This is a genomic window from Herbihabitans rhizosphaerae, assembly GCF_004216555.1.
Taxonomy (GTDB): domain Bacteria; phylum Actinomycetota; class Actinomycetes; order Mycobacteriales; family Pseudonocardiaceae; genus Herbihabitans; species Herbihabitans rhizosphaerae.
This window is the reverse complement of record NZ_SGWQ01000004.1, coordinates 146,017-163,558: the sequence shown is the minus strand read 5'-3', so window position 1 is coordinate 163,558 and position 17,542 is coordinate 146,017. Positions and strand designations below refer to the sequence as shown.

The window sequence follows — 17,542 nt, the reverse complement described above, 5'->3', positions numbered from 1 at the left end:
CATGGACACAGCCGTCGCGAAGCTGCTGGAACGGCAGGAGCCGCCGGTGCGCGCGCTCGCCGAATCGTTGTACGACAAGCTGAACCGCGCGTTCTCCGGCGCGGTGATCACCTGCGACGACCAGGGCTTCGGGTTCGGCACCGACACCGGCTACAAAGGACTGGTGTTCAGCGCGATGCCGCACCGCGCGCACGTGAACCTCGGCTTCAACCGCGGTGCCGAGTTGCCCGACCCGGCCGGCCTGCTCGAGGGAACCGGCAAGGTGCACCGGCACTACAAGGTGCGCACCGTGGCCGACCTGGACCGGCCGGAGCTGGACGAGCTGATCATCGCGGCGCTCACCAAGGCCGGTGTCCGGTGACCGCCCAGCAGCCGGACAACCAGGCGCTGATCGACGCGTTGCGCCGGGCCTACACCGAGCAGCGCCCGCCTGGCGAGGACTTCGCGGCGGCACTCGTCGGCGCCACCCTGTTCGTGCCGCTGACGCCGGAGGGCGGGCCGGTCGGATTCGGCGATCCTCCGGCGCTGCACGCGTTTCCGGACCAGGAGAGCATGATCGCCTTCTACGCGGCCAACACGACGGCCGGGGAGGTGCCACGCGCCGCGCTGGTGCCCGCCCGCGACCTGTGCGCGATGAGCCTGCAGCACCACTACGACGTGGCCGTGACGATCCCGGAGACGGCGTACCGGCTCGGCCGCGGCGAGACCCAGGCGGTCGCCGAGGGCGTGGTCCGCGTCGACAGCGGCGCGGTCGTCACCACCGACAACACGCCGATCCGGATCGGCCGGCCGGCCCAGGATCCGTCCGCCGAGTGTCTGGCCGACCTGCGCGCCGCCATCGCCGACATGCCCGCGCGGGTGGTCTGGTTCTGGATGCGGCTGGGCGACGGGCCGGCTCACCTGGGGCTCGCCGTGCGGCCCGACACAGCCGAGCTGCGGCAGCGCGTCGGCCACGCGATCCAGCCGGTGTGGGAGCGGCACTCGCCGGACAACGCGGTGATCACGGTCCTGCCGGTGCGGCCGCCGTACGACGCGCACATCGCCGAATCGGGCGAGCCGCTGGAGCCGTCCGCATAACCGGCACCGACTCGGGGTACTCGGGTGGGCACCCGAGCGAGGAGGTGCACGATGCCGCGGCAGGCATGGAGCGACAAGCGAGAACGCCAGTACGAGCACATCAAGTCGGGCGCGAAGAAGCGCGGCACCGGCGAGGACCGTGCGGAGGAGATCGCGGCGCGCACGGTGAACAAGAACCGGGCGCGGACCGGCGAGTCCACGCGCGCCAGCAAGACCTCGACGCGGGACGTGTCGCCGCAACACCGGGGCGGCAAGCGCTCCGGCAAGGGCCTCGGGCCCGGCGGGCCGACGCGTGACCAGCTCTACGAGGAGGCCCGTAAGAAGGGCGTGCACGGCCGATCCAAGATGAACAAGCGCGAACTGGCCAAGGCGCTGGGGCGGTGACCGCCGTTCATGTCGGTGCGCACGACGTCCAGCTGTCCAATGTGGACAGCTGCTCTTCCCCGATGACGGGGTCGGCAAGGGCGACGTGATCGAGTACTACCGGGCGGTGGCGGACGCGATGCTGGCGAACCAGGCGACCATCGAGTTCCACATCACACTGTCCACTGTGGACGCTCTGGAGTGCGCATCTCCCGAGTGTCGATCACGACGTTGATCAGCCGAGTGGTCACGATCACACGGTAGCCCGATTCACTTGGTCGCCAACCGCATCAGCGCCCACAGTTGCGCCACCGCGTCCGGGTCACGGCCCCGGTCGATCGGCAGCACGTAAGTGGGCATCCGGCCCCATAACCACAGGTACACCTGCTCCGCGGTGCCGGTGATCTCCGCGTCGACGTCGGCCACGTCCTCCGGCGCGACCCTGGTGGCCGAGGTGCCCGACGGGCCGGCCTTCGCCCGCCAGATGTGCTCGCCCACCCGCACGGCGACCGACTTCTCCGTGGTGCCGACCATGCCGAGCACGCTCAACCGGTGCTCGAACCACAGCGTGAGCGCCTCGTCCACGCCGTCGATCGCGACATCGTCGGGAATCTCGTCGATGTCCTCCCGCGACCCGAGCGCGCCCTGCACGTCGTACCGGTGGATGGTGGTCTCGTGCGCCATGCGCCGCCGCCAGAACCCGTAGTTCTGATGGCTGGTCCACCACGTCGCGCACGCCTCCTCGGCGTCGTGCGCGACGAGCACCTCCACCAGTTCTCGTTGTCCGGCAAGGAAGAACTCCACGAGGCTCTGACCGGGCGCCGGGTGAGCCTGCCAAGTGGCCGGCGAGTCGCCGGACTCGATCCACGCCTTCGCCGTCCGGTACGCACCGCCGAGATGCCGCACCGCCTCGCCGAGTGTCAGACCTGGACAGTTGGGCACCCGCGCGTCCTCGCTCGCCCCCTCGGCCGACCTGGCGACCAGCCGCGCCTCGATACCGATCACCTCGAGCAGCCGGCCGTAATCGATCAACGGACGGTTCACGGCGGCGGTACCGCCGATCTCGGGCTCGCCCGCAGGGCGTCGCGCACCAGGTCGAGGAACTGGCCGGTCTGGCGGACCAGATCGTCGGCCGCGCGGTCGGTGATGGTGCGGGTGATCCCGGCCTGGATCGCCGCGCGCGTCGACGAGCACGCCGCGAAGAACTCCGCCCACTCCCGCAGCTCCGGCGCCTTCGCCGGCAGCAGCTTCCACACGCTCGTCGGCCGTGAGCGACCGCGGTGCGGGCGGCCGCGCAGGGCGACCAGCGCCGCCGCGCCGCGCAGCGCGGCGAGGTACGCGTCGGCGAACCGCTGCGCCGGCTGCCGCTGCCAGGCCGCCTCGATCAGCCCGCGCTCGGCCTGCTCCAGCAGGCCACGCGCCGAGGAGGCGGGACGAGGGGCGCGAACCGCTCGATGCCCGCGCGGCCGGGCCGCGAGGTCGAAATCGATCACACTGGTCATCGGTGGCCTCCCTGGGTAGGCAGCACTCGTTGTCGCTGCTCCGCCGTGGGGAAGCCGGCGGCGCCCGGTGGCGAGGTGCTTCCCCCACCCCGCCACCGGACAGCTGACGGTCGAACATTTGTTCGAACACGTCCAGAGTAACCCGAGCGCACGCGTGGTTCAACCCGGCCCCGGCGACCACGCTGACGGCACGCAAGGTCACGCCCATAGGGGGCTGCGCCAGCCGCGCGGAAGGAGGATGATCCCCCCTGTGACCGCGCTGCACTCCTCTCGCGTCGCACGCTTCGAGACGCTCACCCAGGAAGCACTGCGCGCCAGGCTGAACGAGGCCCTGGCGCTGTACGTGAGCGCGATGCGGTACCCGAGAGGCACCGTGGAGCAGCGCGCGCCGATGTGGCTCGCGCACATGCTCAGGGACGACTGGCGCTGTGTCGCCGCGTTCGACCAGCAGGACCGTCTCGCCGGGATCGCGTACGGCTACAAGGGGACGCCGGGCCAGTGGTGGCACGACCAGATCGTGCGCGGCATCACCGAACAGGGCCGGTCCGACCTCGCCGAGACGTGGCTCACCGACTACTTCGAGCTGACCGAGCTGCACGTGCGACCGACCGAGCAGGGACGCGGGATCGGCGAGCGGATGTTGCGCATCCTGCTCACCGACACCGGGATGAGCCGCGTGCTGCTGTCCACGCCCGAGGGACCGTCGCGGGCGTGGCGGCTGTACCGGCGGCTCGGTTTCACCGACGTGCTGCGCGACTACCGGTTCGTGGGCGACCCTCGCCCGTTCGGTGTGCTCGGCCGCGACCTGCCGCTCGATCCGCCGACGGAGTGAACGAATTCAGCTCGGCCCGGCGCCCTTCGCGGAAGACGCCTTGGCGTCACTGGAGAACACAGCCCCGACGATCGTCCTCGGCGCGCCGCGCAACAGATCCCGCCGCATCCGCCGCTGGCGCTCGCCCTGCGGAATCGGCAGGCGCATCCGCTCGAGTGTCCTGGCGTTGGCGTACATCTCGTCGGTGTACCGGCGGCGCGCCTGCCGCGGGAGCAGCGAGCCGACCAACTCGATGACGTACTCGGTGCGGTCCAGCGGACTGCCGACCGTGTAGGCGACGGCACCGAAACCGAGTAGCTGCGCGAGCCGGACGGTGACCGGCAGCGCGGTGTGCACGACGGCGGCGAGCACGATGACCCAGGCGAGTACGCCGAGTGCCACGAAGGTGTCGAGCCAGGTGAGCAAGACCGCCGCGGCGATCACATTGAGAGCCCGCAGAACGCCCCAACCGACGCGGCGAACGAGCCCGGTGCGTCGCAACGCCCGGCGCGAGGACCCCCAGCTTCGCAGCATGGTCCGTCCATCTTCCTCCGGACGAGCGTGCGGCGCTACCCCGTTCCCTCCACGGGGCGCAGCCTGGCCCTGGGGCTGGCGCGGCGGGCGTCGGCCAGGTCCAGCGCGCTCCTGGCCGCCTCGACACCTCCCGGCGTGAGCCGGTAGAGCCGCCGCCTCGGGCGCTTCTCCCGCACCGGATCGATGTCCTCGGTCTCGTCGACGACCCAGCCGAGGGCGAGCAGCCGCTGCAGGATCGGGTAGGTGGTGCCGGGCAGCAGGCCGGTGATCTCGGCGATCTGCAAACCGTAGAGGCCCTCGGTGCGCTTCTCGTCGAAAACCGCCAGCAGCGCCTCGACGACGGCTCTGGTCGTCGTGGTCATGCGCGGCACGCGCCCTACGGGTTGCACCTATCCACGGTAATACACACAGGTGGGGTTCATCTAGATCGAGTCACATTGACATCCCCAGGTCAGACCCTATACTAAATACTACATAGGCGGACCTGGGGTGGTCGCGATGAAGAACAAGGTGTTGGCGGGTCTTTCCGCCGTCAGCGCGATACTCGCTCTTTGCGACCGCATCCAGTTGTCCACAATGGACAGTTGGCTGGAGTCGATCGCACAGGGCGAGCGATGTGAGTACCGGGTGGAACGGCCCGCGGAGGTGCGCGCCGAACCGAGCGGCCGCGCGAAGGTGTACGGGCACCACAACCGTGGCGTGATCGTCACCGGGCCCTGCCGGGAACGCTTCGACGACGGCGTCCTGTTCACCGCGGTGAACAGCGGCTGCCCGTGCTCCGGATACGGATGGGTCCGCTCGGACCAGTTGGCCCGCTAGGCCGTGTCCTCAAAGCCAGATGGTGAGGGTGGCCAGGTCGAGCATGGCTTGGTAGGACAGGGCGGTCTTGTCGTAGCGGGTGGCGATGGCCCGGAACTGCTTGAGTCGGTTGAAGCAGCGCTCGACGACGTTGCGGCGCTTGTAGATCGCCGGGTCGAAGGCCGGTGGGCGGCCACCCGCTTGCCCGCGCCGGACACGGTTGGCTTGCTGGTCACGGCGTTCGGGGATGGTGGCCCGGATGCCGCGCTGGCGAAGGTGGGTGCGGATGGCGCGGCTGGAGTAGCCCTTGTCCGCTATCACCCGGTGCGGCCTGGTCGCCGGACGGCCCGCAACCTGTCGCTGGAACACAACACCGGCCAGGACATCGTGGAACATGGTGCAGTCGTTGGTGTTGCCGCCCGTCAACACGACCGACAGCGGACGGCCGTGCCCGTCACACGCGAGATGGATCTTGGTCGAGGGTCCGCCGCGTGACCGACCGATAGCATGATCATCTGGTTCGGTGTGCCCGCCACACGATCCGCTCGCCCCCTGTGTGAGCACGCGGGCGGCGGCGGGCACCGGCCGCGTGCTGATGGGCACGCACGATGCTGGAATCGACCGAGACTTCCCGGTCCAGCTCGTCGATCGCCTCCGCGATCACCCGCACCTTGCCCACCAACATGGTCAAGGTGCCATCGCGCGACCAACGCCAGAACCGGCCGTAGACCGTCTTCCACGACCCATACCGCTCCGGCAGATCACGCCACGACACCCCGGTCTTAGCCTTGAACAACATCCCGTTGATCACACGCCGGTCATCCACCCGCGGACGACCCTTCACCCCCGACGGCGGCAGCAACGGTTCCACCACACACCACTGCTCATCAGTCAACTCATGCCTACGCACCACGACCGAAGATCAAACCAGGTCAGCCAAATCACCTTTGAGGACAGGTCCTAGCCGCCGAGGCGCTCGCGCAGGGTGTCGAGGCCCATGCCGCCGAGGCGCAAAGCGTTGGTGTGGAAGGCTTTCGCGTCGAACGTCGGCCCCTCGCGACGACGCGCCTCCTCGCGCAGCGCCAGCCACAGCCGCTCGCCGAGCTTGTAGGACGGCGCCTGCCCCGGCCATCCGAGGTAGCGGTCGATCTCGTCGCGCGCGTGCGCGGCCTCCGACAGCGTGCGGGTCAGCAGGAACTCCAGCCCCAACTCCGGTGTCCACGTCTGGCCCTCGTGGAACCCGGTGCCGGACGGGATCTCCAGCTTCAGGTGCATGCCGATGTCCACGATCACCCGCGCCGCGCGGAACAGGTGCGCGTCGAGCATGCCGAGGTAGTCGCCGTCGTCGTCGAGGTAGCCCAGCTCGCGCATGAGCCGCTCGGCGTACAGCGCCCACCCCTCGCCGTGCCCGGACACCCAGCACATCAGCCGCTGGAACCGGTTCAGGCCGGCCTCGTGCACCGCGGTGGCGACCTGGAGGTGATGCCCCGGCACGCCCTCGTGGTACACGGTGGTGACCTCGCGCCAGGTGGAGAAGTCCTCCTTGTCCGCCGGCACCGACCACCACATCCGGCCGGGACGGGAGAAGTCGTCGGTCGGGCCGGTGTAGTACATGCCGATCGTGCCGCCCGGTGGGGCGATCCTGCACTCCAGCGTCATCAGCTCGTCGGGGATCGCGAAGTGCTTGTCCCGCAAGGCGATCAGCGCCTTGTCCGACAGTTGCTGCATCCACTCCTCGAACGCCGGCTGCCCGTGCACGCGGTAGCGCGGGTCGGCGTCCAGCGCGGCGGCGGCCTCCGCGGCGGTGACGCCAGGGCGGATCCGGCCGGCCACGGTGGCCATCTCCGACTCGATCCTGGCCAGCTCCTCCCAGCCCCACTGGTAGGCCTCGCGCAGGTCGAGGGAGGCACCGATGAAGTAGCGCGACCACAGCCGGTAGACGTCCTCGCCCACCGCGTCCTCCTGGGGCGCCTTGGGGGCCAGTTCGTCGCGCAGGAACACGGCCATGTCCCCGAACGCGGCACCGGCGCCGGACGCGGCCGTCTCCAACTCGCCGGCCAACGCCGTGGGCACGTCGGCCTGCTTGACGAACGTGGCGAAGAACGGCGTGGCCCCCGTCTGGCCCGACCAGGTCTCGCACTGCTCGGCGGTGCGCACGACCTGCCGGACGGCGGCGACGTTGCCCTGCTCGGCGGCGTGCCGCAGGGACTCGCGCAGGCTGTCCAGCGCGCCGGGCACGGCGGCGAGCCGGTCCCTGATCGTCGTCCAGTCCTCCGCCGTGTCGGTCGGCATCAGGTCGAACACCTGCCGCATGTTCTGCACAGGGCTCTCGATCACGTTCAGCGCGGAGGCGTCCAGACCGGCATCGTGGATCTCCAGTTCGAGCCCGACCCGCTCGGTGAACACGGCTCTCGCCGCGGCCTCGCCGTCGTCGACCGGCTCCGCCTCGGTAACCTGGCGCAACGTGTCCGACGCGAGCCGGGCCCGCTCGTCGTGGGCGTCAGGGGAACAATCGGTGAGCCGGGCGTCGTGGCCGGGGATACCGAGGTATGTGGCGAGAATCGGATCGAGCGCGGCATACCGGTCGACGTAGCCGTCGCTGATCTCGTGCACACTGGGTCGGGCAGAAGACATGACGCGCACGCTACCCGTTCGGGCTGTGCTGACACAGGTATGCGAGCGAAGCTCGGACTCGACTGGCAGGATGGCGCGGTGCACAAGGTCAAGACCGATCGGGCGAAGCGTTTTCGCAGGTGGTTCGCGTTACCGCTGCTCGCGATATTGGTCGTGCTCTCGGCCGGCGGGTGCGTCCGGGTGCGTGCCGCGCTCGCGGTGGCCGGTGACGATCACGTCTCCGGCGACGTGATCATCTCCTCGCTGGCGATCAAGACCGGTGACACCGGCCCGGCGATCACGATCCCGCCGGAGCTGTCCAAGAAGATCAAGGTCGAGAAGTACAGCGCGGACAACTACGTCGGTCAGCGGCTCACCTTCGAAAAGCTGAGCTTCGTCGAGTTCGAGAAGCTGGCCAAGACGATCACCACGGGCAGCTACTTCCAGCTCGGCTTCCGCCGGTCCGGCGACCTGGTGACGCTGTCCGGCTCGGCCGACCTGAACTCGCTGCCGGCCGACCGCGCCGACGTGCAGCTCAAGATCGCCTTCCCTGGCGCGATCACCCGCACGAACGGGATCGCCAACGAGAACGAGATCTCCTGGAAGCCGACGCCCGGCACGGCCAGCGGGTTCGACGCGACCGCCGAGTACACCAGTGGCGCCAGCGGCTCGTTGATGAAGTGGGTGCTGATCCTGGGCGGCGCGACCGCAGTCGTGGCGCTGCTGGTACTCGTTCTCGCGGTCGCCGCGCACCGGCGTCACGTGCGCAAACTCAAGCGCGAAGCCGCTGTGCTGTAACGGGCCATCACGGCGGCGGATCAACGAGCAGCAGTCTTGTCGAACTATGGTCGGTCTTGTTGTCTATGACAACGTTCCTGCCGTATCGACCTGGGCCCATACCCACGTGGACATTGATGGCCCGCTGAGGCTTTCCGTTGCGAAAGAGAACAAGAAGCGTCTTGAATACCGTATTCTTGGCAATCTCGATACTTGCGCCGATATCCTCTTCTACTGTCGAGATCGTAAACCATCCATGCTGATAATACTTGACATAGACAGAATCCCAATCGCCACCAATGACGTCGCGTAGCGGCACAATCTCTTCACGCTGCAGCATCTCGTTGAGCCGGATCCCCGCAGGCGTGGTCTCGCCGAGATCTTCGTAAGGAATTCCCCCCTCGTCTGTCGACTCGCCACCGCCACAGGCCACAGCTAACATCAGCACAAGAGCCGTGACCACGATGTGACCCCATCGCGGCCGATCGCTACCGTGGTCCACGGTGAGGACCATAGGGAGGATCGGCCGGCGACGGTAGAGGCGGACTCGTCCCCGGAGGCACGACCGTGCGCGAGTCCTTCGCGAAACCAGTCTTTCCGTCGAGGACCTCATTGCTGTGGACAAGCTGCCCATCAGAATTGACTACCACCATTTCACCGTTTCGGACGGCACGCTCGACGTGGCCTTTGAGTTCGTCCAACGAGGCACCTGGATGCTCCGCGGCGATCCGACGGCCGACTTCGTTGTTGTGCATGTCCATGGCGACCGTCGTATCGCTCGCGTCAGGTCTGTGCGTCCCTTCGTGTGCGGTGGTGAAGCGTTCGGCCCATTCGTGTCCGAAGCGATTCGCGAGCATGGCGCTCCAATACGTGTGCCGGAACGCGTCCCGATGTCCGTCACCCTCACCGAGTGCGTCGAACATCTGACTTTGCGCGGCCTGGGCGCGATCATAGATATCACCGAATTTGCTCAGTTCACCGAACCCGAGACCGTTGAGCATTTGCGCCTCAGTGGCGGTTATCTCCCGCGGCTTGACATCGAACGGCCACGAGTCGGTCGGCCATTGGTTCGGCCATGTCACCATGCCGCCTGGGTCCTTGGCGACCTTGTACTTCGCGAGGAGTTCCTCATGCAGGGAGCCTTGATGCTCACCAGCCCTGGCGGCGCTCTCGAGAGTCGCTGCGGCGCCGTCAGAGATCATGTTATGCACCGCCTTGGTGAGCACCTTGTCCAGATCCAGATCGATGCTCTGCGCCTGCTCCAGGATGCGCTTCACGCGATCGCCAAGCTCAGCTTTGACGCGATTGCGTTCCTCGTTCACCTGCTGTTGCTGGTCAGGTGGAACGTCCCGAGGTGGATTGACGTCGTGAATCGCGCCGTCATCACTGATGGAGAATCCGTGCCGCGAGGCGAGGTGTTCGGCTTCGACGATCGCGTGTCGCAGCGGAACGACCGCATCGGAAGCACGAGCTACGGCGGTGCGAACCGCCGAGAGCTCCGCGACCAAGTGCTCCATGTCGTTCGCCATGCGGTTGCGCTCGGCAGCCGCAGCATCATGCGCGGTTCCGTGCCAGACATCCGTGGTGGCCGCGCCGAGGAGTTCATCTTGAAGCGTGAGCAGATGATCTTGTCGTGACTTGAGGTCCTTTTCCACGGTGTCGAGTGGCTCGGGTCGCCAGGTGCGCGTCTGCCCGAATGTGAGCATCAGCGGGGCCTTTCCGCGCGGCGGAGATTGGCCTTGGCGCTTTCCTCATTGCGTTCGTACTCGGTGGCGGACGCGTTCAGGCTGTCGGCATAGCGGTCTGCTTGCGAGGTCCACCCACCGATGGTGTTCTGCCAGGTCGTGCCGACCATGCTGGTGGTTTGCGCGGCCCAACCGCCGGGCAACGCGTCCTTGATTCCGCGTACGACGCCCGCAAGATCGACGGATCGAGTCTGATCAGCGGCACTGCGCGACGCGCGTGCGGACTTTCTGATGCTTTCGATCTCAGCTTGAAACCCCAATGTGCACCCCCAGTGCGCAATCGTGCGACTACGGTAGCCAAGCTGCAGGCGCGAACGCAAGGAGTGTGCGAGTGGTTACAACTATCTGAGCAACAAGGCGTTCTCGCGGTGGCCGCGCACCGGCGTCACGTGCGCAAACTCAAGCGCGAAGCCGCTGTGCTGTAGCGGTCCGCCCGGGCACCAGGCCGAGGCGCGCGACGACCTCCCTGGTCGCCTTGGAGCGGTTCAGCGTGTAGAAGTGCAGCCCTGGCACGCCCTCGGCGATCAGCCGCTCGCACAGCTCGGTGACCAGGTCGATCCCCTCCGCGCGGAACGCGGCCGGATCGTCGGCCAGCGGGTCCAGTCGCGCGGCGACCTTGGGCGGCACCTGCGCGCCGGACAGTTCCACGGTCTTGTTCAGCGTGCGCGGGGTGGTGAGCGGCATGACGCCGGGCACGAGCAGCGCGTCGCCGTCGTACCCGCTGGCCGCGACCCTATCGCGCATCCGCAGGAAGTCGTCGGCCTCGAAGAACAGCTGCGCGATGGCGAAGTCCGCGCCGGCGTCGAACTTGCGCACCAGGTGGCGGGTGTCGGTGTCCAGGTCGACCGAACGCGGGTGGCCGTACGGGAAAGCGGCCACGCCGACGCAGAAGTCGCCCAACTCGCGCACCAGGCGCACCAGTTCCTCGGCGTAGCTGAGGCCCTCGGGATGGGTGCGCCACTCGCCGTTGGGGTCGCCGGGCGGATCACCGCGCAGCGCGAGGATGTTGCGCACGCCGACCGCCGCGTACCAGCCGATCACGTTGCGCAGCTCGGCGACGGAGTGCTCGACCGCGGTGAGGTGCGCCATCGGGACGAGCGTGGTCTCCTGGGCGACCCGGCCGGTGGTGCGGATCGTGCGGTCCCGGCGCGATCCGCCGGCGCCGTAGGTGATCGACACGTAGGCCGGGTCGAGCGACTCGAGTTCGCGCACCGCGCGCCACAGGACGCGTTCGTCCTCCTCGCTCCTCGGTGGCATGAACTCCACCGAGAACACCGGGCGATCGACGCGCAGCCGCTGAACCACCGAATCCACGTGGCCAGGGTACCCAGTGCCCGCTTATTGGGATAACCCTCCCGAATCGCGGGCATCGGTTCTCAGGTGAGGGACCCGGCGCGCCGCTCGGATGGGCGACAGCGGACGATGTAAGCGTGCACGTCAACGCCACACCGGACACCCGCTCGGTCGATGCCACTCCCCCGGCGCACGTCGAGGCGGCGCTGCGCGAGTACCTGGATACCCGGCTGGCCGAGATCACCTCGCTGGACGAGGCCGTCGGTGCCGCGGCACGGGCGCTGGCCGACTTCGTACTGGGCGGCGGAAAGCGGATCCGGCCCACGTTCGCCTGGTGGGGCTGGCGCGGCGCGGGCGGCGCGGCCGACGGGCCCGAGGCGCACCGGGTGCTGACCGCGGTGAGCGCGCTGGAGCTGCTGCAGGCGTGCGCGCTGGTGCACGACGACGTGATGGACGCCTCCACGATGCGCCGTGGCTCGCCGACCGTGCACGTGGCCTTCGCCGCCCGGCACCGCGACAACGGCTGGCACGGCGACTCCGACCACTTCGGGCTGGCCGCCGCGATCCTGCTCGGCGACCTGGCGCTGGCCTGGGCGGACGACATGTTCGCCTGCTCCGGTGTGAACCCCGCGGCACTGGCCGCGGCCGCCGAGCCGTGGCGGGCGATGCGCGGCGAGATGCTGGCCGGCCAGTACCTCGACGTGCTGAGCCAGGTGCGCGGCGACGTGACCGAGGACGCGGCGCTGCGGGTCGCCCGCCTCAAGACCGCCGCGTACACCGTGGAGCGGCCGCTGCACCTCGGTGCCGCGCTGGCCGGCGCCGCACCGTCCACAGTGGACTCATTGCGCGAGTTCGGGGCGGACATCGGGGTGGCTTTCCAACTGCGCGACGATCTGCTCGGCATGTTCGGCGACACCGACGTGACCGGCAAGCCGGCCGGCGACGACCTGCGCGAGGGCAAGCGAACCCTGTTGGTGGCACTGGGTTTGCGGTCCGACCGCAGCGGGCTCCTGCGCGCCGCGCTCGGCCGGCCGGACCTCGATACGGACACCGTCGAGCGGGTCCGCTCGATGCTCGCCGACGTGGGCGCGGTGGCCGATGTGGAGCACCGGATCGGTGAGCTGACCGACTCCGCCATGCGCGCGCTGGACGCGGCGAACCTGGCCGAGCCGGCCGCCGGCAGGCTGCGCGAGCTGGCGATCGCCGCGACGAAGAGGAATCGCTGACGCCGTGCGCACTGTGCCAGGGAAGACCGACGACGTCGTGGTGATCGGCGCCGGGCTCGCCGGGCTGTCCGCCGCGCTGCACCTGCTCGGCGCCGGCCGCAACGTCACCGTGCTCGAGTCGGCCGACACCCCTGGCGGCCGAGCCGGTCTGTCCACAATGGACGGTTACACGGTGGACAGCGGCGCCACCGTGCTGACCATGCCGGAGTTCGTGGACGAGGCGCTCGCCGCGGTCGGCTCGTCGCTGGCCGAGCGGGTGCGCCTGCGGCAGCTGCACCCCGCCTACCGCGCGCACTTCGCCGACGGCAGCTCGATCGACGTGCACACCGACGCGGACGCGATGGAGGCCGAGGTGCGCCGGTTCGCCGGGCCGACCGAGGCCGCCGGGTACCGCTCCCTACGCCGCTGGCTCACGAAGCTGTACAAGGCGCAGCGCAACAGCTTCATCGACGCCAACTTCGACTCGCCGCTCGGGCTCGTGACGCCCGCGCTGGCGAAGTTGGTGGCACTCGGCGGTTTCGGCCGGCTGTCCCCCGCCGTGGCGCGGCACCTCAACGACGAGCGGGTGCGCCGGCTGTTCTCGTTCCAGTCGCTGTACGCGGGGGTGCCGCCGGCCCGCGCGCTGGCCGCCTACGCCGTGATCGCCTACATGGACACGGTCGCCGGGGTGTACTTCCCGCGCGGCGGGGTGGGCGCGGTGGCGGCCGGAATGGCAAGTGCCGCAGGCGAATCCGGCGCGCGGATCCGGTACGGCACGACGGCGGCGTGGCTGGAGCGAATCGGCACGAGGGTCACCGCGGTGCGCACCACGTCCGGCGAGCGGATCCCGTGCGACGCCGTCGTGTGCACCGCCGACCTGCAGGCCAGCTACCGGCTGCTCGGGGTGGCGCCGCGCCGGCCGCTGGCACTGCGCTGGTCGCCGTCGGCGGTCGTGCTGCACGCCGGGGTGCGCCGCTCCTGGCCGGTGCTGGACCACCACACGATCTTCTTCGGCCAGCGGTGGGACCGCACGTTCGACGAGATCACCCGGCGCGGCGAGCTGATGTCCGACCCGTCGCTGCTGGTCACCCGCCCCACGGCGACCGAGCCGTCGCTGGCCCCGCCCGGCCGCGAGCTGATCTCGGTACTCGCGCCGTGCCCGAACACGCTGACCGGCCCGATCGACTGGCGGCGGATCGGGCCGGTGTACCGCGACGAGCTGCTGTCCACATTGGACGCTCGCGGACTGTCCGGTGTGGACGGTGAGATCGAGGTGCAGCGGCTGGTCACGCCGGCCGACTGGGAGGAGGCCGGACTCGCCGCCGGCACGCCGTTCTCGCTGGCGCACACGTTCGGCCAGACCGGCCCGTTCCGCCCGCGCAACCTGGTGCCCGGCGTGGACAACGTGGTGCTGGCCGGCTGCGGCACCACGCCGGGCGTGGGGATCCCGCCGGTGGTGCTGTCCGGAAAGCTTGCCGCGCAACGGATCGTGGGCGCCGAACGCCGCCGCGCCGTGCGCCGCCAGGTCGAGACACCGGCGAGCACGACGAGCTGATGGGCGAGCTGACCGCTGCCGGGATCACCGATCCGGCGATGCGCGCGGCCTACCGGTCCTGCCGCGCGATCAACGCCGCGCACGGCAGGTCCTACTTCCTGGCCACCCGCCTGCTGCCGGCGGCGCGCCGGCCGGCGGTGCACGCGCTGTACGGGTTCGCGCGGCTGGCCGACGAGATCGTGGACTCCGCGCGACCGAGGCCGGTCGAGGAGCGCGCGTCCATGCTGGACCGTCTCGCCGCCGAGTTACACGGCACGCTGGCCGGCGAACCCGCGTCGCCCGCGCTCACCGCGCTCGCGGACACCGTGCGGCGGCACGACATCGCGCCGGAGCTGTTCGACGCGTTCCTGGCGTCGATGCGGATGGACCTGACCGTGCGCTCCTACGCCACGTTCGCCGATCTGGGCGGCTACATGCACGGCTCGGCCGGGGTGATCGGGCTGCAGATGCTCCCGGTGCTCGGCACGGTGTGTCCGCGCGAGGAGGCCGAGGCGCCCGCAATGGCGCTGGGCGAGGCGTTCCAGTTGACCAACTTCCTCCGCGACGTCGGCGAGGACCTGGACCGCGGCCGGGTGTACCTGCCGGCCGACGAGCTGGCCGTGTTCGGTGTGGACACCGACCGGCTGCGGCGTGCCCGCCGAACCGGTCGGCCGGACCCGGCGATCCGTCGCGCGCTGACCCATCTGGTGGCGCACACCTACGCCGTATACCGCCGCGCGGAACCCGGGATCTCGTTGCTGCACAAGGAATCCCGGCCGTGCATGCGCACCGCGGCGACGTTGTACCGGGGCATCCTGGACGAGATCGTGGCGGCCGACTACGCGGTGCTGGACCGGCGCGTCGTAGTCTCCCGCGCACGACGCGCGGCGGTGGCCGCACGCGGGTTGATCGCCGGAACAAAGGAACGCCGATGGAGTGGGTGAGCTCGGCCGATCTCGACAAGCACGACGAACTGCGTGAGCAGGTCCGCCGAGCGATCGGCGAGCAGTGGGGCGAGCGGCCGAACGTGGCGTACTTCCGGCGCCGCAAGACCGTGGTGCGCAAGGCCCGTCCGGTGCACGGGTCGAGCAAGACGATCGTGGGCGAGATCTACCAGGCGGTGCGGAACTACGGCGCCCAACTGCTCGGCATCTGGTTCCGCGACGTCGGGCGAGTCGCGCGAACCCTCGTGGTGCACGGCGACCTGCCCGACCTGGTGCGCGCGATCGGCGACCGAAAGGAGCTGTGGGTCGTCTGGTCGGCGTCGCACACCGGGTTCGCGTTCGCCGACGGTCACCTGCCGCCACAGTTGATCTGGGAGGGCCGACGAGACCGGCGGCCGGCGGTCAACGCCACCCGCCTGGCGATCGACTGGCCGGACGGGAACATGGTCGTGGCGCATCTGTCCCGCCGCGAGCGCGCCTGGGCCAACCGGCACGACGGCAGGCCTTGATCACGGCGTGAGCAGTTGCACGACGTTGGCCTCGAAGTCGGCGGCGGTGGGCGGCGTGCTGGTGAGCAGCGCCTGCAGCAGCAGCCCGTCGTAGGCGCCGACGAAGTTGTGCACACGCACCGGATCATCGGTGTGCCGCCGCGCGAACTCGGCGAGTGCCGCCTTCCAGCGGTCAGTCGCCGCGCGCAGTTCGACCTTGCGCGCGGCGAGCAGGTACAACTCGAACTCGGCGAGCAACCGGCCCGGCTCACCGGCCACCAGGTCGGCCATCAGCTCGGCGAGCTCCTGGATGTCTTGCACCGCACGGATCTTCTCGGCGTCCTCGTCCAGGCAGCTGGTGAGCGCGGCGGTGAGCAGATCGTCGATACCGTCGAAGTAGTAGGCGGCCATCGTGGGCGGAAGGCCGGCCTCGCGGGCGACCGTGCGATGGCTGACGCCGGCCACACCGTCCCGCGCGACGACGCGCAGCGTGGCCTCGGTCAGCTCACGCTTGCGGCGCTCCCCCTTGATGCGGCGCCCGTCGGTCGTCTTCTCCTCGATGGACATCAGCGCGACGGTACCCGTTCCGCGCGTGCGGTCAGCGGCGCGTGCGCGAGCAGGGCGATCAGCAGCGCGGCGCCGCCCGCCACGATCGCCACGACGAAGCCACCGATCGGGCCGAACGCGTCCACCGTCCGCCCGGACACCGCGGCGCCGAGTGCGACACCGGTACTGAGGCCGGTGATCGCCCAGGTCATGCCCTCGGTGAGCCGTTCGGACGGAACGAGCCGCTCGATCAGGCTCATGATCGTGATCATGCTCGGGGCGAAGAACACACCGGCGACGAAGACCGCCGCGGACAGGCTCAGGATGCCGTCGACGAGCAGCAGCGGCACGGTGGTGACGGCGGTGCCGGCGACCAGGAGCACGAGCAGGCGCGGGAACGGCACGGTCACCCGCAGCGTGCCGAAGATCAGCCCGGAGACACCGGAGCCGACGGCGTAGACCGACACGACGATGCCGGCCGACGCCGGGCTGCCGAGGTGTTCGGCGAACGCGACGCTGACCACGTCCACGGTGCCGACGATCACGCCGCCGGCGAGCAGGATCAGCACCAGCAGGAGCACCGGAGCGTCGCGGATCACCGACCGGGTGCGCTCGGCGGTCGCGGGCAGCACGGGCGGTTCGGTCGAGCGCTGCGCGGCGAACAGCACGACGCCGATCGCCAGGAAGATCGCCGCCAGGAGCGGGCCGGCCTCCGGGAAGACGATGGTGCACAGCGCGACGGAGAGCGCGGGCCCGACGACGAAGGTGAGTTCGTCGATCACCGCCTCCAGCGAGTACGCGGTGTGCAGCCTCGGCGAGTCGCGGTAGATCTCGGTCCACCGGGCGCGCACCATCGCGGCCAGGTTCGGCAGACAGCCGGCGACGGCGGCCAGTACGAACCAGGTCCAGGCCGGCGCGCCGGCGCGGACCGCGAGCACCAGCCCGCCGAGTGCGGTGGAGCTGACGATCGCCGCGGGCACGATGACTCGCCGCTGGCCGCGCCGGTCGACCACCCGGGACACCTGTGGACCGAGCAGCGCCATGGACATCGTGAAGGTCGCCGAGACGGCGCCGGCCAGCCCGTAGGAGCCGCTTGTCTTGGCGAGCATCGTGATGATCCCGATCCCGATCATCGGGACCGCCATCCGCGCGACGAACCCCGCCAGCGTGAACGCGACGGCGCCGCGCGCGGTGAACAGCTGCCCGTACGGATTGCCCACAGGTATCTCCCAGTCCAACAACTTGAACACTCGTTAGAGTTTGAACAGTCGTTAGACTTTCTACCCGCGGCGCTCATCGGATCGCAAAGATC

The 17,542-nt window shown here is 69.7% G+C and carries 22 protein-coding genes and 1 pseudogene; 11 read left to right on the top strand and 12 right to left on the bottom strand.

Going from position 1 to position 17,542, the window contains the following annotated elements; genetic code table 11:
• The first annotated feature begins 1 nt into the window (after position 1).
• The 4 genes from EV193_RS14140 (at position 2) to EV193_RS34445 (ending at position 1,675) form a co-directional block, all read left to right on the top strand.
• Entirely contained in the window at positions 2 to 361 is a 360-nt protein-coding gene (locus EV193_RS14140; RefSeq protein WP_130344570.1) for a DUF1801 domain-containing protein, read from the top strand.
• A complete protein-coding gene (locus tag EV193_RS14135) occupies positions 358 to 1,077 on the top strand; it encodes an SseB family protein (RefSeq protein WP_130344569.1) in 720 nt (239 codons plus the stop codon). Before EV193_RS14140 ends, EV193_RS14135 begins: the two co-directional genes overlap by 4 nt.
• Positions 1,078 to 1,128: 51 nt before the next feature.
• On the top strand, positions 1,129 to 1,461 hold the full coding sequence (locus EV193_RS14130) for a plasmid stabilization protein (protein ID WP_130344568.1): 333 nt from the start codon (positions 1,129 to 1,131) through the stop codon (positions 1,459 to 1,461).
• 85 nt (positions 1,462 to 1,546) lie between these two features.
• The gene (locus tag EV193_RS34445) at positions 1,547 to 1,675 is read left to right on the top strand and encodes a hypothetical protein (protein ID WP_278044180.1); all 129 of its coding nucleotides are present in this window, start codon (positions 1,547 to 1,549) and stop codon (positions 1,673 to 1,675) included.
• A gap of 35 nt (positions 1,676 to 1,710) precedes the next feature.
• Here EV193_RS34445 and EV193_RS14125 read toward each other — a convergent pair whose 3' ends face one another.
• Positions 1,711 to 2,484, bottom strand: a complete 774-nt coding sequence (locus tag EV193_RS14125; protein WP_130344567.1) for a maleylpyruvate isomerase family mycothiol-dependent enzyme — start codon at positions 2,482 to 2,484, stop codon at positions 1,711 to 1,713.
• Positions 2,481 to 2,942 (bottom strand): SAV_6107 family HEPN domain-containing protein, encoded by a 462-nt coding sequence (locus EV193_RS14120; RefSeq protein WP_130344566.1) that lies wholly within the window; start codon positions 2,940 to 2,942, stop codon positions 2,481 to 2,483. The genes EV193_RS14125 and EV193_RS14120 overlap by 4 nt, the downstream gene beginning before the upstream one ends.
• Before the next feature lie 238 nt (positions 2,943 to 3,180).
• On the opposite strand from EV193_RS14120, the gene EV193_RS14115 reads away from it, so the two are divergent.
• A complete protein-coding gene (locus EV193_RS14115) occupies positions 3,181 to 3,774 on the top strand; it encodes a GNAT family N-acetyltransferase (protein WP_130344565.1) in 594 nt (197 codons plus the stop codon).
• Between the two features lie 6 nt (positions 3,775 to 3,780).
• Here EV193_RS14115 and EV193_RS14110 read toward each other — a convergent pair whose 3' ends face one another.
• Both EV193_RS14110 and EV193_RS14105 read right to left on the bottom strand, forming a co-directional pair.
• Complete coding sequence (locus tag EV193_RS14110; RefSeq protein ID WP_130344564.1) at positions 3,781 to 4,287, bottom strand: hypothetical protein; 507 nt, start codon at positions 4,285 to 4,287, stop codon at positions 3,781 to 3,783.
• 35 nt (positions 4,288 to 4,322) lie between these two features.
• Positions 4,323 to 4,676, bottom strand: a complete 354-nt coding sequence (locus EV193_RS14105) for a PadR family transcriptional regulator (protein ID WP_242613374.1) — start codon at positions 4,674 to 4,676, stop codon at positions 4,323 to 4,325.
• 109 nt (positions 4,677 to 4,785) lie between these two features.
• Between EV193_RS14105 and EV193_RS14100 the strand changes: the two genes are divergently transcribed.
• Entirely contained in the window at positions 4,786 to 5,106 is a 321-nt protein-coding gene (locus EV193_RS14100) for a hypothetical protein (protein WP_130344563.1), read from the top strand.
• Between the two features lie 9 nt (positions 5,107 to 5,115).
• Here EV193_RS14100 and EV193_RS14095 read toward each other — a convergent pair.
• Positions 5,116 to 5,995 (bottom strand): annotated as a pseudogene (locus EV193_RS14095) (IS5 family transposase).
• A 50-nt stretch (positions 5,996 to 6,045) separates the two neighbouring features.
• Positions 6,046 to 7,719 carry a DUF885 domain-containing protein gene (locus EV193_RS14090; protein WP_130344562.1) on the bottom strand — a complete coding sequence of 558 codons (1,674 nt, stop codon included), beginning with the start codon at positions 7,717 to 7,719 and terminating at the stop codon, positions 6,046 to 6,048.
• 39 nt (positions 7,720 to 7,758) lie between these two features.
• Here EV193_RS14090 and EV193_RS14085 point away from each other — a divergent pair, with 39 nt between their 5' ends.
• The gene (locus EV193_RS14085; protein ID WP_130344561.1) at positions 7,759 to 8,496 is read left to right on the top strand and encodes an LppM family (lipo)protein; all 738 of its coding nucleotides are present in this window, start codon (positions 7,759 to 7,761) and stop codon (positions 8,494 to 8,496) included.
• Positions 8,497 to 8,503: 7 nt separating this feature from the next.
• Here the strand turns inward: EV193_RS14085 and EV193_RS14080 are convergent, their stop codons facing one another.
• The 4 genes from EV193_RS14080 to EV193_RS14065 all read right to left on the bottom strand — a co-directional run bounded on the left by EV193_RS14080 (position 8,504) and on the right by EV193_RS14065 (position 11,534).
• Positions 8,504 to 8,977, bottom strand: a complete 474-nt coding sequence (locus EV193_RS14080; protein ID WP_130344560.1) for a hypothetical protein — start codon at positions 8,975 to 8,977, stop codon at positions 8,504 to 8,506.
• Positions 8,964 to 10,181 (bottom strand): DUF6973 domain-containing protein, encoded by a 1,218-nt coding sequence (locus EV193_RS14075; RefSeq protein ID WP_130344559.1) that lies wholly within the window; start codon positions 10,179 to 10,181, stop codon positions 8,964 to 8,966. Before EV193_RS14075 ends, EV193_RS14080 begins: the two co-directional genes overlap by 14 nt.
• Complete coding sequence (locus tag EV193_RS14070; protein ID WP_130344558.1) at positions 10,181 to 10,480, bottom strand: hypothetical protein; 300 nt, start codon at positions 10,478 to 10,480, stop codon at positions 10,181 to 10,183. The genes EV193_RS14075 and EV193_RS14070 overlap by 1 nt, the downstream gene beginning before the upstream one ends.
• Before the next feature lie 139 nt (positions 10,481 to 10,619).
• A complete protein-coding gene (locus EV193_RS14065; protein ID WP_130344557.1) occupies positions 10,620 to 11,534 on the bottom strand; it encodes a methylenetetrahydrofolate reductase in 915 nt (304 codons plus the stop codon).
• 116 nt (positions 11,535 to 11,650) lie between these two features.
• Here EV193_RS14065 and EV193_RS14060 point away from each other — a divergent pair, with 116 nt between their 5' ends.
• From EV193_RS14060 to EV193_RS14045, 4 genes are read left to right on the top strand one after another with little or no spacing between them, the layout of a single operon-like run.
• The gene (locus tag EV193_RS14060; RefSeq protein WP_207222637.1) at positions 11,651 to 12,739 is read left to right on the top strand and encodes a polyprenyl synthetase family protein; all 1,089 of its coding nucleotides are present in this window, start codon (positions 11,651 to 11,653) and stop codon (positions 12,737 to 12,739) included.
• 4 nt (positions 12,740 to 12,743) lie between these two features.
• Positions 12,744 to 14,273, top strand: coding sequence for a phytoene desaturase family protein (gene crtI / locus EV193_RS14055; RefSeq protein ID WP_130344556.1), 1,530 nt, complete (start codon positions 12,744 to 12,746; stop codon positions 14,271 to 14,273).
• Complete coding sequence (locus EV193_RS14050) at positions 14,273 to 15,196, top strand: phytoene/squalene synthase family protein (RefSeq protein WP_130344555.1); 924 nt, start codon at positions 14,273 to 14,275, stop codon at positions 15,194 to 15,196. Before crtI ends, EV193_RS14050 begins: the two co-directional genes overlap by 1 nt.
• Positions 15,184 to 15,705 carry a hypothetical protein gene (locus EV193_RS14045; RefSeq protein ID WP_130344554.1) on the top strand — a complete coding sequence of 174 codons (522 nt, stop codon included), beginning with the start codon at positions 15,184 to 15,186 and terminating at the stop codon, positions 15,703 to 15,705. The genes EV193_RS14050 and EV193_RS14045 overlap by 13 nt, the downstream gene beginning before the upstream one ends.
• On the opposite strand, the gene EV193_RS14040 is transcribed toward EV193_RS14045, so the two are convergent.
• Positions 15,706 to 16,251, bottom strand: coding sequence for a TetR/AcrR family transcriptional regulator (locus EV193_RS14040; RefSeq protein WP_130344553.1), 546 nt, complete (start codon positions 16,249 to 16,251; stop codon positions 15,706 to 15,708).
• Positions 16,251 to 17,480, bottom strand: a complete 1,230-nt coding sequence (locus EV193_RS14035) for an MFS transporter (RefSeq protein ID WP_242613373.1) — start codon at positions 17,478 to 17,480, stop codon at positions 16,251 to 16,253. The genes EV193_RS14040 and EV193_RS14035 overlap by 1 nt, the downstream gene beginning before the upstream one ends.
• Between the last annotated feature and the right edge of the window lie 62 nt (positions 17,481 to 17,542).

Bases quoted from the DNA above. Each gene is read 5' to 3' on its own strand.
- EV193_RS14100 (WP_130344563.1), top strand. From the start codon at position 4,786: ATGAAGAACAAGGTGTTGGCGGGTCTTTCCGCCGTCAGCGCGATACTC.
- EV193_RS14045 (WP_130344554.1), top strand. From the start codon at position 15,184: ATGGAGTGGGTGAGCTCGGCCGATCTCGACAAGCACGACGAACTGCGT.
- EV193_RS14050 (WP_130344555.1), top strand. From the start codon at position 14,273: ATGGGCGAGCTGACCGCTGCCGGGATCACCGATCCGGCGATGCGCGCG.
- EV193_RS14110 (WP_130344564.1), bottom strand. From the start codon at position 4,287: ATGCTGCGAAGCTGGGGGTCCTCGCGCCGGGCGTTGCGACGCACCGGG.
- EV193_RS14085 (WP_130344561.1), top strand. From the start codon at position 7,759: ATGCGAGCGAAGCTCGGACTCGACTGGCAGGATGGCGCGGTGCACAAG.
- EV193_RS14040 (WP_130344553.1), bottom strand. From the start codon at position 16,251: ATGTCCATCGAGGAGAAGACGACCGACGGGCGCCGCATCAAGGGGGAG.
- EV193_RS14115 (WP_130344565.1), top strand. From the start codon at position 3,181: ATGATCCCCCCTGTGACCGCGCTGCACTCCTCTCGCGTCGCACGCTTC.
- EV193_RS14130 (WP_130344568.1), top strand. From the start codon at position 1,129: ATGCCGCGGCAGGCATGGAGCGACAAGCGAGAACGCCAGTACGAGCAC.
- EV193_RS14090 (WP_130344562.1), bottom strand. From the start codon at position 7,719: ATGTCTTCTGCCCGACCCAGTGTGCACGAGATCAGCGACGGCTACGTC.
- EV193_RS14075 (WP_130344559.1), bottom strand. From the start codon at position 10,181: ATGCTCACATTCGGGCAGACGCGCACCTGGCGACCCGAGCCACTCGAC.
- EV193_RS14140 (WP_130344570.1), top strand. From the start codon at position 2: ATGGACACAGCCGTCGCGAAGCTGCTGGAACGGCAGGAGCCGCCGGTG.
- EV193_RS14120 (WP_130344566.1), bottom strand. From the start codon at position 2,942: ATGACCAGTGTGATCGATTTCGACCTCGCGGCCCGGCCGCGCGGGCAT.